This window comes from Pseudomonas guariconensis, assembly GCF_900102675.1.
GTDB classification, from domain to species: Bacteria; Pseudomonadota; Gammaproteobacteria; order Pseudomonadales; family Pseudomonadaceae; genus Aquipseudomonas; species Aquipseudomonas guariconensis.
In genome coordinates this window covers 41,214-66,223 of record NZ_FMYX01000002.1, presented here as the reverse complement: position 1 = coordinate 66,223, position 25,010 = coordinate 41,214, and the positions used below count along the sequence as shown (strand labels likewise).

General features: G+C 63.2%; 17 protein-coding genes and 1 pseudogene. 5 read left to right on the top strand and 13 right to left on the bottom strand.

Annotation, left to right across the window (positions count from 1 at the left end; genetic code table 11):
* Positions 1-28: 28 nt before the first annotated feature.
* From purH to prmA, 5 genes are all read right to left on the bottom strand, one after another.
* On the bottom strand, positions 29-1,636 hold the full coding sequence (gene purH, locus BLS27_RS03200) for a bifunctional phosphoribosylaminoimidazolecarboxamide formyltransferase/IMP cyclohydrolase (RefSeq protein WP_090343136.1): 1,608 nt from the start codon (positions 1,634-1,636) through the stop codon (positions 29-31).
* 77 nt (positions 1,637-1,713) lie between these two features.
* A complete protein-coding gene (gene fis, locus BLS27_RS03195; protein ID WP_008093076.1) occupies positions 1,714-2,034 on the bottom strand; it encodes a DNA-binding transcriptional regulator Fis in 321 nt (106 codons plus the stop codon).
* Positions 2,031-3,044: a tRNA dihydrouridine synthase DusB gene (gene dusB, locus BLS27_RS03190; protein ID WP_043207912.1), complete on the bottom strand. Its 1,014-nt coding sequence runs from the start codon at positions 3,042-3,044 to the stop codon at positions 2,031-2,033. The genes fis and dusB overlap by 4 nt, the downstream gene beginning before the upstream one ends.
* 223 nt (positions 3,045-3,267) lie before the next feature.
* Positions 3,268-4,632, bottom strand: a complete 1,365-nt coding sequence (locus BLS27_RS03185; protein ID WP_090343133.1) for a DUF3426 domain-containing protein — start codon at positions 4,630-4,632, stop codon at positions 3,268-3,270.
* A gap of 41 nt (positions 4,633-4,673) precedes the next feature.
* Positions 4,674-5,552 (bottom strand): 50S ribosomal protein L11 methyltransferase, encoded by an 879-nt coding sequence (prmA, locus tag BLS27_RS03180; protein ID WP_043207910.1) that lies wholly within the window; start codon positions 5,550-5,552, stop codon positions 4,674-4,676.
* Positions 5,553-5,738: 186 nt separating this feature from the next.
* On the opposite strand from prmA, the gene BLS27_RS03175 reads away from it, so the two are divergent.
* Positions 5,739-9,641 carry a hypothetical protein gene (locus tag BLS27_RS03175; protein ID WP_090343129.1) on the top strand — a complete coding sequence of 1,301 codons (3,903 nt, stop codon included), beginning with the start codon at positions 5,739-5,741 and terminating at the stop codon, positions 9,639-9,641.
* A 56-nt stretch (positions 9,642-9,697) separates the two neighbouring features.
* Here the strand turns inward: BLS27_RS03175 and accC are convergent, their stop codons facing one another.
* From accC to BLS27_RS03145, 6 genes and pseudogenes are all read right to left on the bottom strand, one after another.
* Positions 9,698-11,053 carry an acetyl-CoA carboxylase biotin carboxylase subunit gene (accC, locus tag BLS27_RS03170; RefSeq protein WP_043207909.1) on the bottom strand — a complete coding sequence of 452 codons (1,356 nt, stop codon included), beginning with the start codon at positions 11,051-11,053 and terminating at the stop codon, positions 9,698-9,700.
* Between the two features lie 17 nt (positions 11,054-11,070).
* Positions 11,071-11,538, bottom strand: coding sequence for an acetyl-CoA carboxylase biotin carboxyl carrier protein (gene accB, locus BLS27_RS03165; protein ID WP_043207908.1), 468 nt, complete (start codon positions 11,536-11,538; stop codon positions 11,071-11,073).
* Positions 11,539-11,639: 101 nt separating this feature from the next.
* Positions 11,640-12,092 (bottom strand): type II 3-dehydroquinate dehydratase, encoded by a 453-nt coding sequence (gene aroQ / locus BLS27_RS03160; RefSeq protein ID WP_070090423.1) that lies wholly within the window; start codon positions 12,090-12,092, stop codon positions 11,640-11,642.
* A 179-nt stretch (positions 12,093-12,271) separates the two neighbouring features.
* On the bottom strand, positions 12,272-14,050 hold the full coding sequence (locus BLS27_RS03155) for a protein-disulfide reductase DsbD (protein WP_090343127.1): 1,779 nt from the start codon (positions 14,048-14,050) through the stop codon (positions 12,272-12,274).
* Positions 14,051-14,188: 138 nt separating this feature from the next.
* Positions 14,189-14,704: pseudogene (locus tag BLS27_RS24145) on the bottom strand (methyl-accepting chemotaxis protein); the annotation flags it as partial.
* A gap of 1,558 nt (positions 14,705-16,262) precedes the next feature.
* Complete coding sequence (locus BLS27_RS03145; protein WP_090343121.1) at positions 16,263-17,900, bottom strand: diguanylate cyclase; 1,638 nt, start codon at positions 17,898-17,900, stop codon at positions 16,263-16,265.
* 251 nt (positions 17,901-18,151) lie between these two features.
* On the opposite strand from BLS27_RS03145, the gene BLS27_RS03140 reads away from it, so the two are divergent.
* The 4 genes from BLS27_RS03140 to speA all read left to right on the top strand — a co-directional run bounded on the left by BLS27_RS03140 (position 18,152) and on the right by speA (position 22,484).
* Entirely contained in the window at positions 18,152-19,219 is a 1,068-nt protein-coding gene (locus BLS27_RS03140) for a DUF2333 family protein (RefSeq protein WP_070572707.1), read from the top strand.
* A gap of 2 nt (positions 19,220-19,221) precedes the next feature.
* A complete protein-coding gene (locus BLS27_RS03135; protein ID WP_043207901.1) occupies positions 19,222-19,758 on the top strand; it encodes an NUDIX hydrolase in 537 nt (178 codons plus the stop codon).
* A gap of 286 nt (positions 19,759-20,044) precedes the next feature.
* The gene (locus tag BLS27_RS03130; RefSeq protein ID WP_043207898.1) at positions 20,045-20,416 is read left to right on the top strand and encodes a translation initiation factor Sui1; all 372 of its coding nucleotides are present in this window, start codon (positions 20,045-20,047) and stop codon (positions 20,414-20,416) included.
* 154 nt (positions 20,417-20,570) lie between these two features.
* Positions 20,571-22,484 (top strand): arginine decarboxylase, encoded by a 1,914-nt coding sequence (gene speA / locus BLS27_RS03125; protein WP_043207896.1) that lies wholly within the window; start codon positions 20,571-20,573, stop codon positions 22,482-22,484.
* Positions 22,485-22,524: 40 nt separating this feature from the next.
* Here the strand turns inward: speA and bla are convergent, their stop codons facing one another.
* Complete coding sequence (bla, locus tag BLS27_RS03120; protein ID WP_090343118.1) at positions 22,525-23,397, bottom strand: class A beta-lactamase; 873 nt, start codon at positions 23,395-23,397, stop codon at positions 22,525-22,527.
* A 176-nt stretch (positions 23,398-23,573) separates the two neighbouring features.
* Positions 23,574-24,911 (bottom strand): MATE family efflux transporter, encoded by a 1,338-nt coding sequence (locus BLS27_RS03115; RefSeq protein ID WP_043207892.1) that lies wholly within the window; start codon positions 24,909-24,911, stop codon positions 23,574-23,576.
* Positions 24,912-25,010: the final 99 nt, after the last annotated feature.

Sequence of the window (25,010 nt, the reverse complement as noted above, 5' to 3'; positions counted from 1 at the left end):
CTGCCTCAGTGCGGCCGATTGCCGTAAATCAGTGGCGGAAGTGGCGCATGCCGGTGAATACCATCGCAATGCCAGCTTCATCGGCGGCAGCGATAACCTCGGCATCACGCATCGAACCACCTGGCTGGATCACGGCGGTGATACCCACTTTAGCCGCATTGTCGATGCCGTCACGGAACGGGAAGAAGGCGTCCGAGGCCATGACCGCGCCCTGAACCTGCAGGCCGGCGTGCTCGGCCTTGATGGCCGCGATGCGGGCGGAGTTGACGCGGCTCATCTGGCCGGCGCCCACGCCGATGGTCTGACGCTGCTTGGCGTAGACGATGGCGTTGGACTTGACGAACTTGGCCACTTTCCAGGCGAAGACCAGGTCGTGGATTTCCTGCTCGGTCGGGGCGCGCTTGGTCACGATCTTCAGGTCGTCGGCACCGATCATGCCGATGTCGCGGCTCTGTACCAGCAGGCCACCGTTGACGCGTTTGAAGTCCCAACCAGCGGCGCGCTCGGCTGGCCACTCGCCGCACTCCAGCAGTCGCACGTTCTGCTTGGCAGCCACGACTTCGCGGGCAGCCTGGGAGATTTTCGGCGCGATGATCACTTCGACGAACTGGCGATCGACGATGGCCTTGGCGGTTTCGCCGTCCAGTTCGCGGTTGAAGGCGATGATGCCGCCGAACGCCGACTCGGTGTCGGTGGCGTAGGCCAGGTCATAGGCCTTGCGGATGCCGCCTTCGTCCTCCGGTACCACGGCCACGCCGCACGGGTTGGCGTGCTTGACGATGACGCAGGCCGGCTTGACGAAGCTCTTCACGCACTCGAGCGCCGCATCGGTGTCGGCCACGTTGTTGAACGACAGCTCTTTGCCCTGCAGCTGGATAGCGGTGGAGACGCTGGCTTCGCCCTTCTTGGCCTCGACGTAGAACGCCGCGCTCTGGTGCGGGTTCTCGCCGTAGCGCATTTCCTGGGCCTTGACGAACTGGCTGTTGAAGGTGCGCGGGAACTCGCTGCGGCCTTCGGTGGACAGGGTGTCCTTGGCCTGGTCGATGGTGCCCATGTAGTTGGCGATCATGCCGTCGTAGGCGGCAGTGTGCTCGAAGGCCTTGAGCATCAGGTCGAAGCGCTGGGCGTAGGTCAGGCCACCGGCCTTGAGGTTTTCCAGGACGCTGGCGTAGTCGCTTGCGTTGACCACGATGGCGACGTCCTTGTGGTTCTTCGCCGCGGAACGGACCATGGTCGGGCCGCCGATGTCGATGTTCTCGATGGCGGTCGGCAGGTCGCAGCCTGGCTTGGCGATGGTCGCCTCGAACGGGTACAGGTTGACGGCGACCAGGTCGATCGGCTTGATGCCGTGCTCGTTCATGATGGCGTCGTCGATGCCGCGGCGGCCAAGGATGCCGCCGTGGATCTTCGGATGCAGGGTCTTGACCCGGCCATCCATCATTTCAGCGAAGCCGGTGTAGTCGGCCACTTCCACCGCGTTCACGCCGTTGTCCTTGAGCAGCTTGTAGGTGCCGCCGGTGGACAGGATCTCGACGCCCAGCTGTTGCAGTTCACGGGCGAATTCGAGGATCCCGGTCTTGTCGGAGACGCTGATCAGGGCGCGGCGGATCGGCAGGCGGGTAGTCTGGTCGGTCATTTCGGATTCCATAACGCGGTGGTTTCAGCAAAAAAGGCGCCTCTTGGGAGAGCCGCCTTTTCTGATTGGGATTCGGATTACAACAGATCGTACTGCTTGAGTTTCTTGCGCAAGGTGCCACGGTTGAGCCCGAGCATCTCGCTGGCCTTGGTCTGGTTGCCCTTGACGTAGTTCATCACGCTTTCGAGCAGCGGTGCCTCGACTTCCGACAGCACCAGGTTGTAGACGTCCGTGACGGTCGCGCCTTCCAGGTGGGCGAAGTAGTTGTGCAGCGCCTTCTCCACGCTGTCGCGAAGGGTCTGGCCCTCTTCGCTCGGCGTATTGAGGTGCTGTTTCAGGTTGGCGTTGTCGCTCACGGGCGTTGTTCCACTCACTAATGTCTCGGTCATCATCGTCATGCGGCCACCCCTTGTCCGTCCTCTGTCTCAAGGCTCTCTCGACGTTCGCAAAAGAACGCGCGAACGTTGGCGCACTGCGCTTGTGTGTCTTCCAGCGCGTTGAACCGGGCGCGAAACTCCTTGGCGCCAGGTCGTGTTGCCAGGTACCAGCCCACATGCTTGCGGGCGATACGCACGCCCATCACATCGCCATAGAAGGCATGCAGTGCAGCCAGGTGCTCCAGCAGAATGTGTTCCACTTCATCCAGCGCCGGGGCAGGCAGGTGCTCGCCCGTGCGCAGGTAATGCTCGATCTCGCGGAAAATCCACGGCCGCCCCTGGGCGGCACGGCCGATCAGCAGGCCGTCGACGCCGGTGGCGTCCAGCACCGCCCGGGCCTTTTCCGGCGACGTGATGTCGCCGTTGGCAAAAACCGGGATCGACACCGCCTGCTTGATCGCCGCGATGGTGTCGTACTCGGCTTCGCCGGTATACAGATCGGCGCGTGTACGGCCATGGACCGCAAGCGCCTGGATGCCGGCCTGTTCGGCGATCTTCGCCACGGTCAGGCCGTTCTTGTTCGCCCGGTCCCAGCCGGTGCGGATCTTCAGGGTCACCGGAACGTCCACCGCGCCGACCACGGCGTGGAGGATTTCGCTGACCAAGGCTTCATCTCTCAATAAAGCAGAGCCTGCCGCCTTGTTGCAGACTTTTTTTGCCGGACACCCCATGTTGATATCGATGATCTGCGCGCCGGCCTCGACATTGGCCTGGGCCGCCGCGGCCAGCATCTGCGCATCGCCACCGGCGATCTGCACCGAGCGAGGCTCGGGATCGCCTTCATGGATGCGGCGCAGGCGCGATTTGCGGCTGTTCCACAGGCTCATGTCGCTGGTCACCATCTCCGAAACCACCATGCCGGCGCCCAAGCGTTGGCAAAGTGTACGGAAAGGCTGGTCCGTCACCCCGGCCATGGGGGCGAGGATCAGGTTGTTTCGCAGTGTGTAAGGGCCGATGCGTACCGCCGACATAGGTGTTCCCTGTTGTGGGGCCGAATCATGGGAGTCCGAAAAAGGGTTGGCATGATACCCGCTCTCGATGACTGGATAAAGATGAATCTGGATAAAATCTGAACAGCTGCGGGCTTATAACGAGACGCTTCTAGCTGCAAGGTTCAAGCCGCAAGCTTCACGCCAATCGTTGATTGGCCTGCGTTTTTCTTGTGGCTTGAAGCTTGCTAACGAGCGCTGCTTTTCATTCCGGCGAGCGGAAGCTCAGGCTGTAATTAACGGCCTTCGGGCCGGGATCGAGGATGTCCAAGGCGATATGGATGGGGGTCTGGCTGGGCATCTCGCCGCGCCCGGCCAGCTCACCCGACAGGTACTCGCTGGGCTTGAAGCGACGGCTGGCGATCAACTGGCCGTTGAGGTCGGCAAAGCGCAGCTCCAGTAGTGGGAAAGGTTGGGCGAACGGCGCGCGGTTGTAGATGATCGCATCGACGATCAGGGCTCCCTTGAAGTCCGGGTGGCTGCGCACCACCAGGTTGCTGCTCTTGATGCGGGAGATGTCGACGCGGGTCGGCACTGTGCAGCCGAGCATCGGGCACAGCTGCTGGAACCAGGGACGGTACTGGTCCTGGCGGGCCATTTCATCGAAGTGGTAGGCGATGTACTGGAAGACCAGCAGCCCTGCGGCCAGCAGGGTCAACAGGCCCCACAGCAGGCGCTTGAACCCGTTTGGCTTGGCCTTTTGCCAGTCTAGCTGCAATGGGTCGTCCACCACATGCACCAGCGGCTCCTTGCGGGAAGGACGTTCGGCCTTGGCGGCCAGCATCGGCTCCGGCCGCTCATCATGCAGATCGTCTGGCTCGTCGTCATCACGTGCAGACAGGCGCAGGCTGCCGGGTTCGTCGTCGTCGCGGGCAGAGAGGCCTTTCTCAGGGATGTCGTCGTGGATCGAGAGTGGTGCCAGCGGCGCGTCGGCAAGGACGTCGCGCGGCGCGTCCTGGGTGAGTGGGCGAGGCTCGTCGTCGTCCAGGTCCAGGCCGCCCAAGGTCGGCTCGGTGCGTTCGCCGGGTGCCGGCTCGAGGTCCAGATCGAGGGTTTCCTGTTCGACCAGCACGGGGGCAGGCGCTTCGGCGGAAGGCGGCTCCGGCACATGATCGGTGGCGGTGCCGAAGGGCTCGTGCGCGTGCTCATCGTGGCGATGGTCATCGCGGCGGGCCTGCAAGGCCTCTTCACGTGATGGCGCCTGGCGCTCCCGGTGGGGTTCGCGACGCTCGAGACGGGCGAGTTCCTGGTCCAGGTCCAAATCATCCAGCGCTTGTGCGGTGACCGCCCAATCGTCCTGTTGCGGGCTCGGTGCCGGCTGCGCAGGCACGTCCTGAGGCGGCAGGGCCGGCTCCGGTTGCGCGACCGGGGCTGGCGCTGGTGCTGGTGGCGGGCTAGCCGCCTCAGGCGTGTCGGCGCTCCGGTTCTGCTCCAGCAACTGCTTGGCAGCGTTGAACACCTGCAGGCAGTGGCCGCAGCGCACCACACCGCGCGCCATGCTCAATTGCTGGTAGGTGACGCGAAAGCTGGTCTGGCAATGAGGGCACTGGGTGACGAAACTGTCGGTCATGCGGCAATCCGGGCTATGCAGGTGGTTAAGTCTAGGTGGGCCTAGCGGCGGCGACCACTGATGCGTACCCAGCCGTCGCGCACGACGATTGGGTCCAGATCGAAGTCGGCAGCATAGGCAGCGGCTACTTCGTCGCCCTGCTCGGCAAGGATGCCGGACAAGGCCAGCAGGCCTCCGGGGCGAACCAGGCCGGAAAGTTGCGGGGCCAGCGAGACCAGCGGGCCGGCCAGGATGTTGGCGACCAGGACGTCGGCTTGCATGGCGGGCATCTGCTCGGGCAGGTACAGGGCCAGTCGCTCGTCGGCGATGCCGTTGCGCTGGGCGTTGTCACGCGAGGCTTCGATCGCCTGCACGTCGATGTCGGTGCCGATCGCCTCGCGGGCGCCCAGCAGCAGGGCAGCGATGGCGAGAATCCCCGAACCGCAGCCAAAGTCCAGGACTTGGGTGCCTTCGAGCTGCTGGCCGTCCAGCCACTCCAGGCACAGGGCGGTGGTCGGGTGGGTGCCGGTGCCGAAGGCCAGGCCTGGGTCCAGCAGCAGGTTGACCGCGTCTTTTTCCGGGGCCTCGTGCCAGCTTGGCACGATCCACAGGCGCCGGCCGAAGCGCATGGGCTGGAAGTTGTCCATCCAGCTGCGCTCCCAGTCCTGGTCTTCGATCACTTCGGCGTGGTGCTCGGGCAACTCGGCGCCGGTCAGCAGGCGCAGGTGGGCGAACACCGCTTCGGGCTCGGCGTCAGCCTCGAACAGGGCCAGCAGGTGAGTGTGCGACCAGAGCGGAGTGGTGTTGAGGTCCGGTTCGAAGATGGGCTGGTCTTCGGCGTCCATGAAAGTCACCGAGACGGCGCCGACTTCGAGCAGGGCGTCTTCGTAGGTTTCGGCTTGGTCTGGGCTGATGGCCAGGCGAACTTGCAGCCAGGGCATGGCGGGCACCTTTGGTAAATCGACAGGGGCAGCCCAGGGCTGCGCGTAGCCTGGCAGTTTACTTGAGTGCGTGGGGTTTGTGCATTCCGTGCATTGGCGGTTTCCGGCGCGGGTAGTTGCTTGCTACCGCATGTCGGTCGGTGTCCAGACCAATCCTTGGTAGCTTCTCAATCAGGATTGATCGTCATGAGTGCATCCGTTTCGCCACCTGTCTCCACGACCAGCTCGCCTATCCTTGAGCGCCTCATTGTCTGGGCCGAGCATTTCCAGCGACGGCTGAACGATCAGTCAACCTTCTTCGAGGTCGCCGAGAACAATCTTCTGGTGGAGTTGAAAACCCATTACAGCGACGCTATCGATCCGCGTTTGCCGCACGACCTGCTCGATGCGGCGCTGCAACATCGAATCGATCAGAGGCCGCTGGTATTCGATGCGCAGTTGCACGCGCCTTATCGTCCGGATGGGCGTGTCGTTCAGGAAATACCCGAGACGCGCCGGGATGTCATGGTCCAGCTCGTGGAAAGCGCAAGCACCCGGCTTCTGGATAATTACCAGGATTACCTGACCCGTTACTGGCAGGTGGCGCCCCAGGGGCTTGTGCAGCGGCAAGCGTATCTCGTCCGTGTTGCCGAGCGAGTGGAAGCGCATTGCCAGAGCATCAAGGCCACGCTGGAGTCGGCAGCGCTTCTCGACATGTCGGTGGAGAGGCTGCGTGCGCAGCTCGGTGAGCACGAAAACCAGTGGCATGAGCAGTTGGCGTTATCAAGCTTGGCCACCGAAGCCGAGCGTGAAGCGGTCGATGGCGTGACCAAATCCCACTCTCCACATTGGTACAAATTGCTGGATGAAAGCCAGCGCGCTTGTCTGGAGAAGGCTTGGGAAGACTGGCAGGATGCGCAGGACCAAGCGGGTCGCGCACTGGGCGATGTGCGTTCGCTGCAGCGCCACGCCAGTCGCTGTGCGCAAGACTATCTGGACGAGCATTTTGACGCACCGCTGCTCGCTGACCGGATTACATTCAAGCGGCGAAGGCGAGGCGCCTCACTGCAGGACGGGAAATCGCTGAGCTTGACTGAGCTGGTGGCGGAAGGGGCGCTGAATATCGACCAGCTATATGAGCTCAGTGATATCACCAACACCTCGCTTTTGTGCCCGCCACCGAGCGCAGCGCAGATTCGCGAGTTGGCGGCCAGCGTCGATGCCAAGGCAACCTACCTGCCAGCGCTGACCAAGCGCCACGAAGCAGCCGAGGTCAAGCAGGCGCTGTTCGATGCCTATGATTTCGGCCTGAAGTACAGCGCGCAACGCGCCGTGTATGCAGGGCATCTGCAGGACGCTCATCATGCCCGGTTGTCATCCCTGCGGCAGGGCAATCAGGCTGAGTGGGAGGTCAGTGCCATCGAGCTGTTCGACGGCATGGTTTGCAGTGACCTGTTGGTGTTCTTTCGTAGCCAAGAAGGCGTCTTGGACAGCCTGTTCTTGTATGCGCCAGCAAAGCCGGACGGACAGGAGTGGATCGAGCTCAGCTCCCTTCGCATGCTCAGCGCCGAGATTGGTGGCTGGATGAAAGAGGCGGCTGGCCAAGACTACCTGCTGTCGCAATTGCCCGGGGAGCAGCGCGACAGGGCTGTCTTGGAAATCAAAAACATCCAGTCACTGCCCGCTGCATGGGATCTGACCCGCGATCTTCGCAGCGCGAGCCGGGGTTATCAGGCTTGTATCGAAGAAGGCGTTCGGGCGCGCATGACGATACGCGAGCACGAAGTGCAGGCCAGCGAGTCGCCTCGTTGGTACAGCGTGCTGGGCATTGAAGAGCGTCGGGTGATCAACCTGCTTTGCAACGAGGCCCGTGGCGCTGAGCAGGCATTCATCGAGGTGCTGAAAGACTATGAGAGTTTTCAGGACTTTGCCCGACGTACGGTGGGCGAAGCCATCAAGCCGTATCTGGTAAAGCAGGGCATCACCGATCCGGTGGCACCGGAATCGATCGTCTTCGACTTGAGCACGACATTGGCCGATGGGACGACACGTTCTGTCAATCTGCTCGACGTGGTCTGCTATGGCTATGACGACAATTCGGGTATCGACCACCCGAAGCGAGGCGTGCGCTCGCTTGTCGGTCAGGACCTATCTGCGCTGCGAAGCGCCGACCTTGCCCGATACGCGCGTGGTGCCTATGTGGGAGAAAAGTACATTGCTCATGTGCGTGAGCGCTTCCTGCTGGCCGGTTCGGTGGAGTATGCGAACTACCAGCAGCTGTTCGGCAGTGCCCTGCTGAGCGGCATGGATCGTGACTTGCGAGTTGCGCATGGTCGCGCAGAGATCGATCTTGAGACCTACGAGGCGCTGACGCGTCTGGTCACTGAACTGGGACGCACGCTAAAAAAAGAGAAGGCAAGCGGGTCTTCCGAACAAGTGGCCAATCACGATGGGATCTTTCGGCTGACCATCGAGGGGTACGTCATCCTGGGGTGCTATGTGTTCCGCCACATCCAGGAGGGGAAAGCCCAGGACTGGCTGTATGCGCCGGCGGAGCCGAACGGTCGTTTGTTCAGCCGATACAGCACACTGGGGCATGAGATGTCAGGGGTGGCAAACGATTACCTGCTTGCGCGGGCGCCTCTGGCGGGCAGGCGCAAGGTCGAACAACGCCTGATTGCCCTGGCTTCGGGCAGTGCCTCCCGAGATTCACTGCGCGGCCTTCAGCACGTCATCACCATCGCTGCTGAATACGAGGCCTATATCGAACATGCGCTGGCGGATGTCGATGAGGTGACGAGCAGCCACTTCGAGGTGATTCGCACGCAAGTCGCCAAGGGGCTGTTGTACGCGCTGGTGCCGCTTTCTCTCGTCTCGCCGCCGTTCGCAGCGTTGCTGGGCGCCTATTTTGTCGCGGCGCCGCTGCGCTCGGCGATTATCGCCCACACGCGCAAGGACACCGCGCATGCCCTGCAACAGTGGTTGCTCGCCTCTTGGGGTTTGTTGGGGCTGATGATCGTGCTGCCAGGGTTTTCGCTCAGAGCGGTCAGGTCGTTGCTGGACGAAACACGGCACATGCTGGCGATCAAGCAAGTGTCCTCTGCCAGCTGCAGGCGCGCTCCTTCGATGCGTTTGGACAAGCGGTGGGCGGTCAAGGGTGAGCCGGCGAACCTTCAGGAAGTCACCGAGGTGGGCATCTGGCAAGGCACCTACCGCATCGGCGCATCAAGCGAGGCGCCTGGGGTCCGGCACTTCGTCCGCCACCAGGGGCGGTACTTCCAGGTCGAGAGGGACGTGGAACATGGCACGCTGCGCGTGATCAAGGCCAACCGGCCCGACAGTCTTCACCGGGAGGCCATCGTCCGCAGTGCAGATGGTCGTTGGGTGGCCAATAGCACAGGCCTGCGCGGGGGCAACACCGTGCATGACTTAGGGCGGATCACCGACGTGCGGCAAGTCGCCCAGGGTACGAGCCCTGATCCGCTTCGCGGAGCGCTGCAGGGCGAAGCGGTGGTCGGGCGGTTGTCGGCCAGCAGCGCGGACAACTACCTGTTCACGCTCAATGTGCAGAGCTGCGTGGCTGTTTCGCTGTACAACCCGGCAACCAAATGGGGCGCTGTCATCCACTTCGACCATAACATCCGCGGGCTCATCGAACGCGCGATCCGGGACGTTCTGTCTCGCATCCAGAGTGCCGGAGCAGGGGAGGTGCGTGCCGTGATGGCGGGTGGGGATTGGTTGGGAGGGACGAGCATCGGCGAACCGATCCGGTCAGTGCTCAGGCGCCAGGGGATATCCGCGCAGTGGGACCATTGGTCGTACTCTTCATGCTTTGGCAAGACCTATGGCATGACATTGGACTTGGGCACCGGTGTGACCCAGGTCTATACCACCTCCGGCGACTTGGTAGCAGGCTTGTACGATCCGATTCTGCGTGGAGCACGCGCGGGTGCCGCGGGTATCAGCGGCAGGGCTGGCCGAGTGCTAGCGCGAGTCAGGGCCGAACCGTTGTACCAGTTGCGCAGCGGCCAGGTCAGCGATGGCGCGGGTCGTGTCTACAGGGCCAGCGAGTACGAGAACAACGCCATCGCGATTCATCTGGTGTCCTGACCACCCAATAAAAACCCCGGCACTGGGCCGGGGTTTCTTGCATCACGCTAACGCGATCACTCCTGGTTGGCCAGTTTGTGCTCGAGGTAGTGGATGTTGACGCCGCCTTTGCAGAAACCTTCATCACGCACCAGGTCGCGGTGCAGTGGAATGTTGGTCTTGATGCCGTCGACGACGATCTCGTCCAGGGCATTGCGCATGCGAGCCATGGCCTCGTCGCGGTCCTTGCCGTAGGTGATCAGTTTGCCGATCAGCGAGTCGTAGTTCGGCGGAACCGAGTAACCGCTGTACAGGTGCGAATCGACGCGAACGCCGTTGCCGCCCGGGGCGTGGAAGTGCTTGACCTTGCCTGGGCTCGGAATGAACTTCTTCGGATCCTCGGCGTTGATACGGCACTCCAGCGCGTGACCACGGATGACCACGTCTTCCTGGCGGATCGACAGTTTGTTGCCAGCGGCGATGCTGAGCATCTCCTTGACGATGTCGATGCCGGTGACCATTTCCGAGACCGGGTGCTCGACCTGGACGCGGGTGTTCATCTCGATGAAGTAGAAACGGCCGTTCTCGTACAGGAACTCGAAAGTACCAGCACCGCGGTAGCCGATCTCGATGCACGCGTCGACGCAACGCTTGAAGACTTCCTGACGGGCCTTCTCGTCGATGCCTGGCGCTGGCGCTTCTTCCAGGACCTTCTGGTGACGGCGCTGCAGCGAGCAGTCGCGATCGCCCAGGTGGATGGCGTTGCCCTGGCCGTCGGACAGGACCTGGACTTCCACGTGGCGTGGGTTGGTCAGGAACTTCTCCAGATAGACCATCGGGTTGCCGAAGGCGGCACCGGCTTCGGTACGGGTCAGCTTGGCCGAGGCGATCAGGTCCTCTTCCTTGTGCACCACGCGCATGCCGCGACCACCACCGCCACCGGCGGCCTTGATGATCACCGGGTAGCCGACGTCGCGGGCGATCGCCAGGGCGACCTCTTCGTCTTCCGGCAGCGGGCCGTCAGAGCCTGGCACGGTCGGTACGCCGGACTTGATCATCGCGTCCTTGGCCGAAACCTTGTCGCCCATCAGGCGAATGGTGTCGGCTTTAGGGCCGATGAAGGCGAAACCGGACTTCTCCACCTGCTCGGCGAAGTCGGCGTTTTCCGCCAGGAAGCCGTAACCCGGGTGGATGGCGGTGGCGCCTGTCACTTCGGCAGCGGCGATGATCGCCGGGATGTGCAGGTAGGAATCCTTGGACGATGCAGGACCGATGCAGACCGACTCGTCTGCCAGGCCCAGGTGCATCAGTTCGCGGTCGGCCGTGGAGTGAACAGCGACGGTCTTGATACCCAGCTCTTTGCAGGCACGCAGGATCCGCAGGGCGATTTCCCCGCGGTTGGCGATCAGGACTTTTTCGAGCTTCCCAGACATCGTTGGCTCTCCGCGGTTCAAACGATGGTGAACAGCGGCTGGTCGAACTCAACCGGCTGACCGTCTTCCACCAGGATGGCGTCGATGACACCGCCGATCTCGGCTTCGATGTGGTTCATCATCTTCATGGCTTCGACGATGCACAGGGTGTCGCCTTTCTTCACGGTCTGACCGACTTCAGCGAAGTTGGCCGAGGTCGGCGAAGGCTTGCGGTAGAAGGTACCGACCATTGGCGAGCGAATCACGGTGCCTTTGAGGGCTGGAGCGGCAGCGGCGGCTTCGGCGGCCGGGGCAGCGGCAGCGACTGGCGCGGCAGCGGCGACAGGGGCAGCGGCCGGAGCCGGGGCGGCGAAGTACTGGGCGCCGGCCGGGGTCTTGCTGTGACGGCTGATGCGAACGGACTCTTCGCCTTCCTTGATCTCCAGTTCGTCGATGCCAGACTCTTCCAGCAGTTCGATCAGCTTCTTGACTTTACGGATATCCATTAATCATCAACTCCCAAGGTTCGGTCGGGGACTTAATTTTAAAAACGTGTCTAAAACGTTTCTCTACAGCCCTGGCCCCGAAGGGCCAAAGCCTTGTGTCATCAGGGCTGTGCGTTGGCAGCCAGGTATTCCAGCGCGGATTCCAGGGCCAACCGATAACCGGTGGCACCCAGACCGCAGATCACCCCTACGGCGACATCTGAAAAGTAGGAGTGATGACGGAACGGTTCACGCTTGTGCACGTTGGAGAGGTGCACTTCGATGAATGGGATGCTCACAGCCAGCAATGCGTCACGTAATGCGACGCTGGTGTGGGTGAAAGCAGCCGGATTGATCAGGATGAAGTCCACGCCTTCGTTGCGGGCGGCATGAATACGGTCGATCAATTCGTACTCGGCATTGCTCTGCAGGTACTGCAGGTGGTGGCCAGCGGCGCGGGCGCGCTGCTCCAGGTCCTGGTTGATCTGGGCCAGGGTCACGGCACCGTAGTGGCCTGGTTCGCGGGTACCGAGCAGGTTCAGGTTGGGGCCGTGCAGCACCAGTAGGGTTGCCATCTGCGATTCCTTGGGTTTTGTAGGGCAATACGACATGAGCGCGGCGACTATGCCGCAAGAGGGCGTCGGGTGTCCAGTTCCCTGCAATAGCCAACACGTTGTCCGAGGTTCGCGCAAAGTATGTGACCAGATCATTAAGTCTGGTCACTCCTTTAGTGAAGTTGCCCGGTCCGGAGAAGTTATAGACCCAGTTTGCCGCGCACGCGCGTCAGAATAGCCGCAAATTCGCCGGCGTTTATCTCGCCAATGACCCGATCAACGGAAAGTTCGCTGCCGTTCGCTGCAAAAAACAGTAGCGCAGGTGGGCCGAACAGCTGGTAGCGGTCGAGCAGGGTGCGTTGCTCTGCGTTGCTTTCGGTGATGTCGAAACGCAACAACTTGAACGCGCCCAATTGTGATTGGACCTGTGGTGCGCTCAGTACTTCGTGTTCGATCACTTTGCAACTGATGCACCAGTCGGCGTACCAGTCCAGCAGTACCGGTTTGCCGGCGGCCTTGGCGTCGGCGAGCGCTGCATCCAGTGCGGCGGGCGTGGTGATGGTCTGCCAGGCGTCGGTCTTGCTGGCCCGGCTGGCGTCGAGGCTGGCTACTGCCGGGGGCGGCAAGGGGCGCAAGGGGTCGCCTTGACCGCTCAGGGCGCCATACCAGCAGGCCAAGGCGTAGACCAGCAGGGCCAGGCCGAGCAATTGGGCCAGGCGTTGACGCGGGGTCTTGACCACCAACTCCAGGGCGCCGAGGAACAGCGCCACGCCCGCGGCGAGCAGACCGACCAACAGCAACGTCGCAGGCCCCGGCAGCACGCGGCTGAGCAGGCCGATGGCCAGGCCCAGCAGGAGAACCCCGATGGCATTCTTGACGGTGTTCAGCCACGGGCCGCTCTTGGGCAGCCACGCTGCTCCTCCGGTGGCCACCAGCAATAGCGGCGCGCCCATTCCCAGGCCCAGGGCGAAGAGTTTCAGCGCCCCGCCCAATGCATCGCCGCTCGCGCTGATGTACAGCAGGGCTCCGGCCAGCGGCGCCGACACGCAGGGGGAGACCAGTAGGCTGGACAGCACGCCAAGCACTGCCGCACCCAGCAACGAGCCGCCTTTGGTGCGGTTGGCCATGCTGTCCAGGCGGTTGCTCAGCGCCTGCGGGAGCTTGATTTCGAACAAGCCGAACATGGCCAGGGCAAACAGCACGAAGAACAGCGCGAATGGCACCAGCACCCACGCCGACTGCAGGCGTGCCTGCAGGTTCAGGCTGGCGCCGAACATGCCCATCAGCGCCCCAAGCATGGCAAAGGACACGGCCATCGGCAGCACATAGGCCAGCGACAGGCTCAGCCCACGCCAGCCACCCACCTGCCCGCGCAGCACCACACCGGACAGGATCGGCAGCATCGGTAGCACGCAGGGGGTGAAAGTCAGGCCTATGCCGGCGAGGAAGAACAGCAGCAGTGACTGCCAGCCCCAGCCTTGCTCGGCGCCACCTGCGCCGGCCTCGGGTTTCCCGCCGGTGCCATCGATGCTCAGCCGTTCGGTTTCCGGCGGATAGCACAGGCCTTTGTCGGCGCAGCCTTGGTAGCCCACCAGCAAGGTGAAGGCACGTGGATCGGTGCGTGGCAACTGGATGTCGACCACGCCGTGGTAGACCTCGACATCGCCAAAGAACTCGTCGTGCTTGGCTTCGCCCTTGGGAATATCGGCCTGGCCCAGGGCGATGTCGGCGGGCTCCGTACGGAACTGGAAGCGGTGGCGGTAAAGGTAATAGCCGTCGGTGGCGACGAAGCGTAGCTTGACGGTCTGGGCGTCGGCCTGGACCAGGCTGAGCTTGAAGGCTTCGTGGACAGGCAAGAAGTCGGCGCTGTTGCTCAGAGAGGCGGCGCCGAGGGTGGCGCTGGGGCGGTTGTCGAGCAGGCCCGCGGCGAAGGCAGGGCTGGCCAGCAGCAGGAACAGCAGGAAAAACAGGCGGCGCATGGCGGTCTCGCTAGGTGAAACGTGGGCGCATCATAGCGGACTTGCCCACGATTGGGGCCTGGTTGGCCGGCAGCGCGACACATGGCCGCTGGATTTCATGTTGTCAGTGCCGACGCAACCGCTCAGGTGCCGAGACGCTCAGAGGCGAAACGCCCGCACCGCCGTGTTCAGCTCGCTGCCAAGCTGGAGCAACTGCTCACCTTGCTCACGCCCTTCGCCTATGCGTTGCAGGTTGTCCTCGCCCAGTGCGTGAATCCGCTCGCTGTGGTCGCGAATCTCGCTCACCGCCCCTGTCTGCTGGGCGGTTACCTCGGCGATGCGTACCGCCGTGTCGGCGATCGTGCGGATGGCACCGACGATTTCATCGAGTGCGCCATCGGCAGCCTGGGCCTGGCTGGCGGTGGCCTCGGCGTGTTCGAGCTGGGTGCGCATGCCGTTCACCGATTCCCGGGCGGCTTGTTGCAGGCGGTCGATCAAACCCTGGATTTCACCCGTAGCCCCCGTGGTGCGCTGGGCCAGCGAGCGCACCTCGTCGGCGACCACAGCGAAGCCACGGCCCATCTCGCCCGCCCGTGCAGCCTCGATGGCGGCATTGAGTGCCAGAAGGTTGGTCTGTTCGGCGATCGCACGAATCACTGTCAACACACCGCCGATGGTGGCCGACTCCTCGGCCAATTGCTCGATCGTCTGCGCGTTGCCTTGCACTTCATCGACCAATGCACGCAGGCCGGACAGGCTCTGGCCGATCACCGCCTGGCCCTGTTCCACGGCGCGCCCGGCATCACGGCTGGCTTCGGCGGCGGCGCTGGCATCGCCCGCGACCTGCTGGATGGTCGCCTCCAGTTCGCCCAAGGCATCGCGGATCTGTGCGGTGTCACCGGCCTGGCGCTCGGCGCCGTCGTGCAGGGCAGTGCTCATTCCCGCCAAGGCATGACTGCTGCCGGCAACCTGTTCGGCGTTGTGACGCAGGGTGCCGACCAGGTCCACCAGGTATTGGCGCAGGCGATTGAGCGACGCCTGGATATCGTGCAGCTCACGGTTGGTGCGCCCCAAGGTGATGGCCTGGGCGAAGTCGCCCTCGGCCCAGCGCGACAGGGCAGGGGCAAGGCCGGTCAAAGTGCGCGCCAAGCGGCGTTGAAGGGTGTCGATGAGCAGGGCGATGAGCAGGATCAGGCCAATCATCAGACCCTGGATGATACGCACTTCGCCGGCGATCTTGGCGTGCAGGCCCCGTACCTCAGGCTCCAGGGCTGCGATGGCCTGTTGCACTGCTTCCAGTCGCTCGCCTGTGCTGGCGGCCAGGGCGGTACGGCGCTCGATCTGTTCGCGGGTGCGTTGCAGTTCGGCCGGGTAGCGGGCCAGCAGGCTTTGCAGCTCGCGCTTGAGGCCCACCGCCACATCTTCGCGTTGCTCGCTGGCCTGTGTCTGCAGCCCCATCAGGGCGGCGAAATCGTCGGCGTTGGACTCGGCAGCGCGGGTCACGCCCAGCAGTGGTAGGGTGTCGATGGCCTGGGCTTGGGCGCGGATCAGTTGCAGTTCACGTTCGACTTCGTCGGCCAGCTCCGCACGGCCACTGCTGACCAGCTTGTCCCGAGCCAGGGACAGGCGCCCCAGGTGCACCGAGGCGTCCAGCACGGGCGTCAGGTACCGGCCCGCGTCTGGGCTGGCGCTGTCACGGGCGTAAGCTGCCAATTGCTCAAAATTGGCCCCCAGCTCACGTTCGGCCTGAAGCAGCAAGGCCTGCGGGTCGCCGGCGAGCTTGCCGGCGGCGAGCAACTCGTTGGCGGTAAAGGTCTGCAGGTGGTCCAGGCTGGGGCGCAGCGTGTCCGAAAGCGCCTGTGGCCAGTCGGCCAGGGAGGCCTGCAACTGCTTGGTCGCCTCCATGGCGGCGGCATGGCGCAGGGCGTCGCCACTGCCCAGGTAGGCTTGGATATTGCGCGCCGCATCACGCTGGAACTGTTGGGACAAATCCAGGTAGCGCTCCATCAATTGATAGGGGCGCTCCAGGGCGCGTTGCGACCACCACAGGGTCGCGCCCAGGGCGATACAGACGGTCACTAGCAGCAAAGTATTGAAATTGGTCAGCCACTTCAGGCGCATAGCTGCGAACTTCCGGCGGGGAGTGGAGAGGTAGGTGCCTGAAGTTATTGCGATTTTGTGACGAGGTGATGACGAGAAAGGCGTGACCTTACAAAAAAGTGGCTATTTGCCTTTATTGGCCAAGCCGGTCGGAGAAGCAGGTGGCACGCACCACGCAGTTGCGCCCGGCATGCTTGGCGCGGTACAGCGCCTCGTCCGCGGCGCTGGCCATGGTCAGGGCATCGAGGTTGTCGTCCAGTTGCACCACGCCGGCGCTGAACGTGCACGTGAGATCGTGGGGCTGGGCCGGGTAGAGGATTTCGGCGAAACGTCGGCGAATCTCGTCCAGTACCTTGTGGGCCGCGTCCAGCGCGGTGTTAGGCATGACGATGGCGAACTCCTCGCCGCCGTAGCGCCCGATGAAGTCGGTCTTGCGCAGCCGCTGCTTGAGAAACAGCGCCAGGCTCTTGATCACCCGGTCGCCCATCGGGTGGCCATGGCGATCGTTGATTTTCTTGAAATGGTCGATGTCGAGCATGGCGAAGCTCAGCGGCTGCGCTTCGCGGCGTGCGCGGAAGCTGCAATCTTCCAGCAACTGCAGGATATGGGTGTGGTTGTACAGCCCCGTGAGGCTGTCGCGCACCATGCGGGCCTTGAGGTGACGGGCGCGGGCCGCGCGGTTGCGCACGGTGGTGATCAGGTGGCGTGAGCGGATCGGCTTGGTCAGGAAGTCGTCACCGCCCTCGCTCATGGCGTCCAGTTGCTTGTCCAGATCATCCTCGGCCGACAGGTAGATGATCGGCACACTGACGTAGCGATCGTTATGGCGGATGACCTTGGCAAGCTCGGGGCCGGTGCAGTCGGGCATATAGAGGTCGAGGATGATCAAGTCGGGCTGGAAATCCGCCAGCTCGGCCATGGTGCGGATCGGCTCGGTGAGGGTGCGGGTGATCATGCCCGCGCCGTTGAGCAGGCGTTCGGTATACATGGCCTGGGCGCGGGAGTCGTCGATGATCAGCACACGGAAGGGGTCGTACTGGGTGGCGCTGGTGTAGAGCTCGACTTTCTCCAGCAGGCTCGAGGCCTCCAGCGTGCCGGTCAGGAACTCCTGGCCTCCGGCGCGTACGGCGGCCAGACGGGTGGGGGTGTCGGTCTCGTGGTGGCTGAAGAACAGCAGCGGGATGTGCTGATCCAGCCCTTGCTGGGCCAGGGCCGCGAGTTTCAGGCCTTGGCCTGGGCCAGTGAAGTCCACATCCATCACGATGGCCGAAGGCAAACGTTCACGCATCGAGGCGCAGAAGGCCTCGGCACTGTACAGCGCCTGCACGCCCAGGCCGAAGAATTCGAGCTGCTGGGCCAGGCGCTCGGCTCGGTCGTGGTCCTGAAGCAGGATGTAGACGGGCTTGCGTACGGGTGGCAGGGGCACATTGTCGAGCTGGTCGCCTTTGCGCAGGCCGGTACGTGAGAGGCGCTGCATCAGGCGGTTGAGCTCGCTGATCAGCTCCGAGTTCAGCCGCGCGCTGTTGGCCTCGATGGCCCGCAACGTCTGGCCGATCGCCGTCGAGAGCACGCTATGCTCGGGTTGTTCGAAGCGCTCGGCATAGCGTTGCAGGCGCAGGTTGGCCTCGCACAGCTCGCCCAGCTCCGCAGCCGACCACTCGCCCCGTTGCAGGCGCTGCCAGATCTCCAGGATCTGTCGGGCCTGGTGGATGACCCGCTGGGCGAAGTGCTGCTTGAGGCGCTCGTGGCTCGGGTCGGCTGGCTGGGTCATGTCCTGACTGCTTGTTGGTGTGTGGTTATGCAGGTGCAATGATGGCTCCATGCTAGCACTCATTTCTGGACTGGCCAGTGCGCCATGTCAACAAAGTCTGCCCAGGTACGAATATTCAGTTACCGACCGATTGGTCGCTTATGCGTAAGGCAGTGTCTGCTTTATAGTGCTGCCACGCGGGCTTGCCGTGGCACCCTGGCTGGGGCTGGTGGTCCAAGCCCCTGAACTGTCGGACTGATAAGGACAACGCCATGCTGGATTGGAAAAACCGCGAGGCCAAAGCCGAGCCCCGTGAGCGCGTCGACGCCCGTGGCGCCGCTGCACGTAGCTATCTGGGGGGGCTGTGGAGCCGAGCCCTGGGCACCCTGATCGGCCTGTATCTGTTGGTGTGCATCGGCCTCGGTTGGTACTGGAGCCAGGAGCCGGAGCTGTTCCCCGTTCAGCAGAACGCCCAGGCTGCTGCCGAGCGCACCGGCCAGCAAATGGTGGTGGGCTATACCACCATCGAGACCCTCAAGACCGTCGCCGGCACCCTGCTGAACAAGCCGGGCGGCTACATCTCCAACGACCGTTTCCCGCCAGGGCTGTGGATGGACAACATGCCGAGCTGGGAATACGGCGTGCTGGTCCAGGTGCGTGACCTGTCCCGCGCCCTGCGCAAGGACTTCGCCCGCTCCCAGTCGCAATCGACCGAAGATGCGGACCTGGCCAAGGCCGAGCCGCGCTTTAACTTCGACAACAAGAGCTGGATCCTGCCGTCGAGCGAATCGGAGTTCGAGGAGGGCATCAAGTCGCTCAGCCGCTACCAGCGCCGTCTGGCTGCCGGCGACCAGGGCGCCATCTTCTATACCCGCGCGGACAACCTGAACAACTGGCTAGGTGATGTGGCCACCCGCCTGGGCTCGTTGTCCCAGCGCCTGTCGGCCAGTGTCGGTCGGGTCAAGCTCAACAGCACCCTGAAGACCGAGTCGGTCGTTCCAGGCCAGGCGCCGCAGGTCGACGAGGAACTGGTGGAAACCCCATGGCTGCAGATCGACAACGTGTTCTACGAAGCCCGGGGTCAGGCTTGGGCGCTGTCGCACCTGCTGCGCGCCATCGAGGTCGACTTCGCCGATGTACTGGCCAAGAAGAACGCCACGGTCAGCGTGCGCCAGATCATCCGTGAGCTGGAGGCCTCCCAGGAGGCGCTGTGGAGCCCAATGGTGCTCAACGGCAGTGGCTTTGGCATGTGGGCCAACCATTCGCTGGTAATGGCCAACTATATTTCCCGGGCCAACGCCGCTGTCATCGATCTGCGTCAACTGCTGTCGCAGGGCTGAGGATGACCATCAGCCCACAGGAGGCTGCGCATCGCGCGGCCTCCGATCGTGAATCGGTCGCCTGGGTCGACGAGGCCGACCGACTGCTCGGCGCGCTACCCCGGGCCGAGCTGCGTGAGCGCGGCCTGATCGGGCGCTGCACCTTCATCTTGCTGTTCAACAGCGCCGGTGAGCTGTGCGTGCACCGGCGCACGTTGAGCAAGGCCTTGTATCCCGGCTATTGGGACGTGGCAGCTGGTGGCATGGTGGCAGCCGGCGAAAGTTACGAGATGTCGGCGGCGCGTGAACTGGAGGAAGAGCTGGGTATCTCGGGCGTCGAGTTGCGCTTTCACGAGCGGTTCTACTTCGATCAACCGGACAACCGCCTATGGTGCGCGGTGTTCTCGGCGGTTTCCGATGCACCGTTGAAGCTGCAGCCCGAAGAAGTCAGTGAAGCGCGGTTCATGAGTCTTGCCCAGATAGAAGCCGATCGTGGACGTTTGTCGTTCTGTCCGGACTCGCTGGCGGCGCTGGATCGTTACGCCGCCAGTCTGAAATAGCTGTGTTGGCAGGGCCGGCTCTTACGCAGGTGAACCCGCACTCACAAGGCTCATATAGCGCTTGAGCGCTGTGGGAATGGGTTTGTTCGCGAAGGGTCGCAAAACATTCGAAAAATGGCGCATTCCGGTACTTAGCAACCGGCAGATTTATCGTTACACTGCGCGCCCTTTTCGGGCTGTCGCAGGATTTTGCGGCAGTAGCGCTGCCCCTGCCAGAGTGGGGCTTCGCGGTCGGTCCTGGCCCCAGGCACCGACCAGTTTTTGTCCTCAGCAAAGAGGAACAAAAGTGGCCAAGAAAGCTTCTTCCTTCGCCGCCCTTGGCGGTCTCGTTTACTCCACCGATGCCGGTCGGCATTGCCCGGACTGTGGCAAGCCGGTGGACGCCTGCATCTGCAAGCAACAGGTCATCCCCGAAGGTGATGGTATCGCCCGCGTGCGCCGCGAAAGCAAAGGCCGTGGCGGCAAGACCGTGACCACCATCAGTGGCGTCCCGCTGCCCCTCGACCAGCTCAAGGAGCTGGCCAGCAACCTCAAGCGCCGTTGTGGCACCGGAGGCGCGCTGAAGGACGGGGTCATCGAGATCCAGGGCGACCATGTCGAGCTGCTGCTCGGTGAGTTGACCAAGCAGGGCTTCAAGGCGAAGAAATCCGGCGGCTGATCCCGGCCCGCGCGATTTTTCGCCCATTGCTTTCTAAACTCGTTCCCGTGGCAAGGGTCTATCCCCTGGCACGGACGAATCGTCATTTTCAGTTTCTACACTGCATCCGCGCCCTCGTGGTGCAGTGTCTTCGACTTATCTACAGGGGACTTGAATGTCCGTACGACGCACACGCAAAGATGATGGCAGCCAGTGGACCGTGGCCGACAGCCGCAGTGTTTATGGGATCCGCCATTGGGGCGCTGGTTATTTCGCCATCAATGAGGCCGGGCGCGTCGAAGTGCGCCCCAACGGTCCGGACAGTGCCCCGATCGACCTGTACGAGCAGGTCGACGAGTTGCGCCAGAGCGGCCTGTCGCTGCCGCTTCTGGTGCGTTTCCCCGACATCCTGCAGGACCGCGTGCGCCAGCTGACCGGCGCCTTCGATGCCAACATCGCGCGCCTGGAATACCAGAGCAAGTACACGGCCCTGTATCCGATCAAGGTCAACCAGCAGGAAGCGGTGGTGGAGAACATCATCGCCACCCAGAACGTTTCCATAGGCCTTGAAGCCGGGTCCAAGCCCGAGCTGCTGGCGGTCCTGGCGTTGGCGCCCAAGGGTGGGACCATCGTCTGCAATGGCTACAAGGACCGTGAGTTCATCCGCCTGGCGCTGATGGGCCAGAAGCTTGGCCACAACGTGTTCATCGTTATCGAGAAGGAGTCCGAGGTCGCCCTGGTGATCGAGGAAGCCGCCGATCTCAAGGTCAAGCCGCAGGTCGGCCTTCGTGTGCGCCTGTCGTCGCTGGCTTCGAGCAAGTGGGCCGACACCGGGGGCGAGAAGTCCAAGTTCGGCTTGTCCGCCGCACAGCTGATCTCGGTGGTGCAGCGCTTCCGCGATGCAGGCCTCGACCAGGGCATTCGCCTGCTGCACTTCCATATGGGCTCGCAGATCGCCAACCTGGCCGACTACCAGCACGGTTTCAAGGAGGCCATTCGTTACTACGGCGAATTGCGCGCCCTGGGCCTGCCGGTCGATCACATCGACGTCGGTGGCGGCCTGGGCGTGGACTACGACGGCACACACTCGCGCAACGCCAGCTCCATCAACTACGACATGGACGACTATGCCGGCGTGGTGGTGGGCATGCTCAAGGAGTTCTGCGACGCTCAAGGCCTGCCGCATCCGCACATCTTCTCCGAGAGCGGCCGCTCGCTGACCGCGCACCACGCCATGCTGGTGATCCAGGTGACCGACGTCGAGAAGCACAACGACGAAGTGCCGACCATCGAGAACAAGGAATCGCTGCCTGAAACCGTGCAGTGGCTGGTCGACCTGCTGGGCCCGACCGACATCGAGATGGTCACCGAGACCTACTGGCGCGCCACCCACTACATGGGCGATGTGGCCGCGCAATATGCTGACGGCAAGATCAGCCTCGCCGAGAAAGCCCTGGCCGAGCAGTGCTACTTTGCCGTGTGCCGCCGCCTGCACAACTCGCTCAAGGCCCGTCAACGCTCGCACCGCCAGGTGCTGGACGAGCTCAACGACAAGCTGGCCGACAAGTACATCTGCAACTTCTCGGTGTTCCAGAGCCTGCCGGACACCTGGGCCATCGGCCAGGTGCTGCCGATCATCCCGCTGCACCGCTTGGACGAGGAACCGATGCGCCGCGCCGTGTTGCAGGACCTGACCTGCGACTCCGACGGCAAGATCAACCAGTACGTCGACGAACAGAGCATCGAGACCAGCATGCCGGTGCACGCGGTCAAGGAAGGCGAGGACTACCTGCTGGGTGTGTTCCTGGTCGGTGCCTATCAGGAAATCCTGGGTGATATGCACAACCTGTTCGGCGACACCGACTCGGTGAACATCTACCAGAACGCCGATGGCAGCGTGTACCACGCCGGCATCGAGACCCACGACACCATCGAGGACATGCTGCGTTATGTGCACCTCTCGCCGGAGGAGTTGATGACGCACTACCGAGACAAGGTCGCCAGCGCCCGCATCACGGCGCGTGAGCGTACCCAGTTCCTGGATGCGCTGCGTCTGGGGCTGACCCGGTCGTCGTACCTGTCTTCCTGATCGCACGATGCGCTAGCGTCTGGAGCGATCGAGGCGCGGGCTAGGGTGAAACGGCCTTGACCATGGCCCTGCCGATGGCGGCGATCGCGGCGTTGCGTTCATCCAGGGAAGCTTCGGTGTCCTTGAGGTAGATGGTCGCGACGATCGCCTCGCCCCGCGGCGGCCATAGGACCGCCGCAATGCCTCGCGCCCCGAAACTTCCGCTGCCGGTCCTGTCGGCGATTTGCCAGTCGTTGGGGATTGCCGCCCGCAAAAGCGGGCCACCCACCTCGTTGTTGCTCAGCCATTCGGTCAGTTGTGCCCTGGACGGTGTGTCCAGGGCCGTTCCCAGTAACAATGCCTTTACCGTGTTTGCCATGGCCCGTGGTGTCGTGGTGTCACGCTCATCCCCAGGCATGACCTCATTCAAACTCGGTTCGTTTCGATCCGATCGGGTGGTCTGGTCGCCCAGTCCTCGGACAAAAGCGGTCACTACCTTGGGCCCTCCCAGGACCTCGAATACGGCATTGGCGGCGGTGTTGTCGCTGGTTTTGAGGGTGATGGCGCACAGTTTTGCCGCAGGTACATGCGTGCCGACCAGGTCTTTGGTCACCGGCGCGTAGGCCAGGATGTCTTGCGAATGAATAGGCACCGATCGGGTCATCAGCGCTTGCCCTTCATTGAGCAGCGTCGAACACAAAAGAAGCTTCACGGTGCTTGCCATCGGAAAGCGTTCGTCGGCCCGATACTGCCAGGAGCGACCCGTGCCGGTGTCATGAATCGAGTATCCGACTGTCGCCTTGAGCGTGCGCTCTATCTGCGGGGCTGCTTCTTGGATTGGGTCGTCGCCGGCCATGGCCGCCTGGGCTGGGAAAGTGACAGCAGTAGCGAACAGCCATGAGCCGACCAAGCGTCTGACCTGACGGGAAAGCATGAGTAAGTCCTGTCGATAAAAGAGGGAGTGGGCGACGTTAAGAGGCTTTGGTTGTTTCAGATGCAGGATATGGCCTCAAGCTACGAAGACTTGTTCTGGTTATTGGGTAGGGTGTTTCTGGGGCATTCCTTTGATTGCCTCAATGCCAGGTCGTGATGCAGACGCATCGCCGTCCCTCATGGAACCCATAGGCCTTGTTGCCGCAGCTGCCAACCCACCCATCCCAGCGTTATCGCCCGTAGCCCCATGAATACGAGAAAGGCCAACCACAGACCATGGTTGCCCAGCCCGCTCATCGCCAGCGCCAAGGGCAAGCTCAGCGCCACGCTGAGCAGCATCGCATTGCGCATCTCCCGTGCGCGTGTGGCGCCGATGAACAGGCCGTCGAGCAGGTAGCTCCATACGGCGATCAACGGCAATACCGCCAGGTAGGGTAGGAACGGGTAGGCCGCTACGCGCACGCTGTCGATATCGGTCTGCAGGTCGATGAACAGATGCCCTGCGACCAAGAACAACGCGGCAAAACCCAGGCTGACGATCAGCGACCAGCCGCAGGCCACCACCAGCGAGCGGCGTAGGGTCTGGTGGTCTCGGGCACCGATGGCGTGGCCGCACAGGGCTTCGACTGCATGGGCCAGGCCGTCCAAGGCATAGGCGGTGAGCATCAGGCCATTGAGCAGGAGGGCGTTGGCCGCCACAGTGGCTTCGCCCAGTCGCGCCCCCTGAACGGTTACCAGCAGGAACACCAACTGCAGCGCCAGGCTGCGCAGGAAGATGTCGCGGTTGACCGACAGCAGCGGCCGCCAGGACTGCCAGCGCTTGAGTGCGGCCCAGGCAATGTGCCCAGGGTAGGCGCGCAGGGCTGGACGCGTCAGGGCAAGCCCGAGCAGCGCGGCGCTCCATTCGGCCATGACCGAGGCCCGCGCCGAGCCCAGCACGCCCCAGTCGAGGCCAAGAACGAACCACAGGTTAAGGACGATGTTCAGCACGTTGGTGGTCAGCAGGATCGCCATTGGCGCCCGGGCGTTCTGCGTGCCCAGGAACCAGCCGACCAGGGCGTAGCTGGCCAGCGCCGCCGGCAGGCCTAGCAGACGGGTATGGAAGAAATCCTCGGTGGACTGGTGCAGCGCCGCGCTCGGTTGCATCGCCTGCAACGCCAATTGGCTGAAAGGAATCGCCAGCAGGCCGATCAGCAGTGCGAAGGCCAGGGCCAGCAGTAATCCTTGCACCAGTACCTGGCGTAAAGCGGCTCCATCGGAGCGTCCTGCAGCCTGGGCGGCGAACCCGGTAGAGCCCATGCGCAGGAAACCCATCAGTCCGACCATGAAGGTGAACAAGGTCGACCCCACCGCCACTGCGCCCAATTGATGGGCATGGGGCAGGTGGCCGATCACGGTGCTGTCGACCAGGGCCACCAGTGGTACCGAGATGTTGGACAGGATCATCGGCGCGGCCAGCGCCCAGACCTTGCGGTGGGTACGGCGGTCGTGCCAGTCGGTGGACAGTGCGGACATGTGAAACCTTGGGCTGAAGGGCCGCTTGGAGAGTGGCGCCATTGTAGCGGGCAGGCCAAGGCTGTGCGCGAACAGGGTCTCAGTTGCACGCTCATGGCA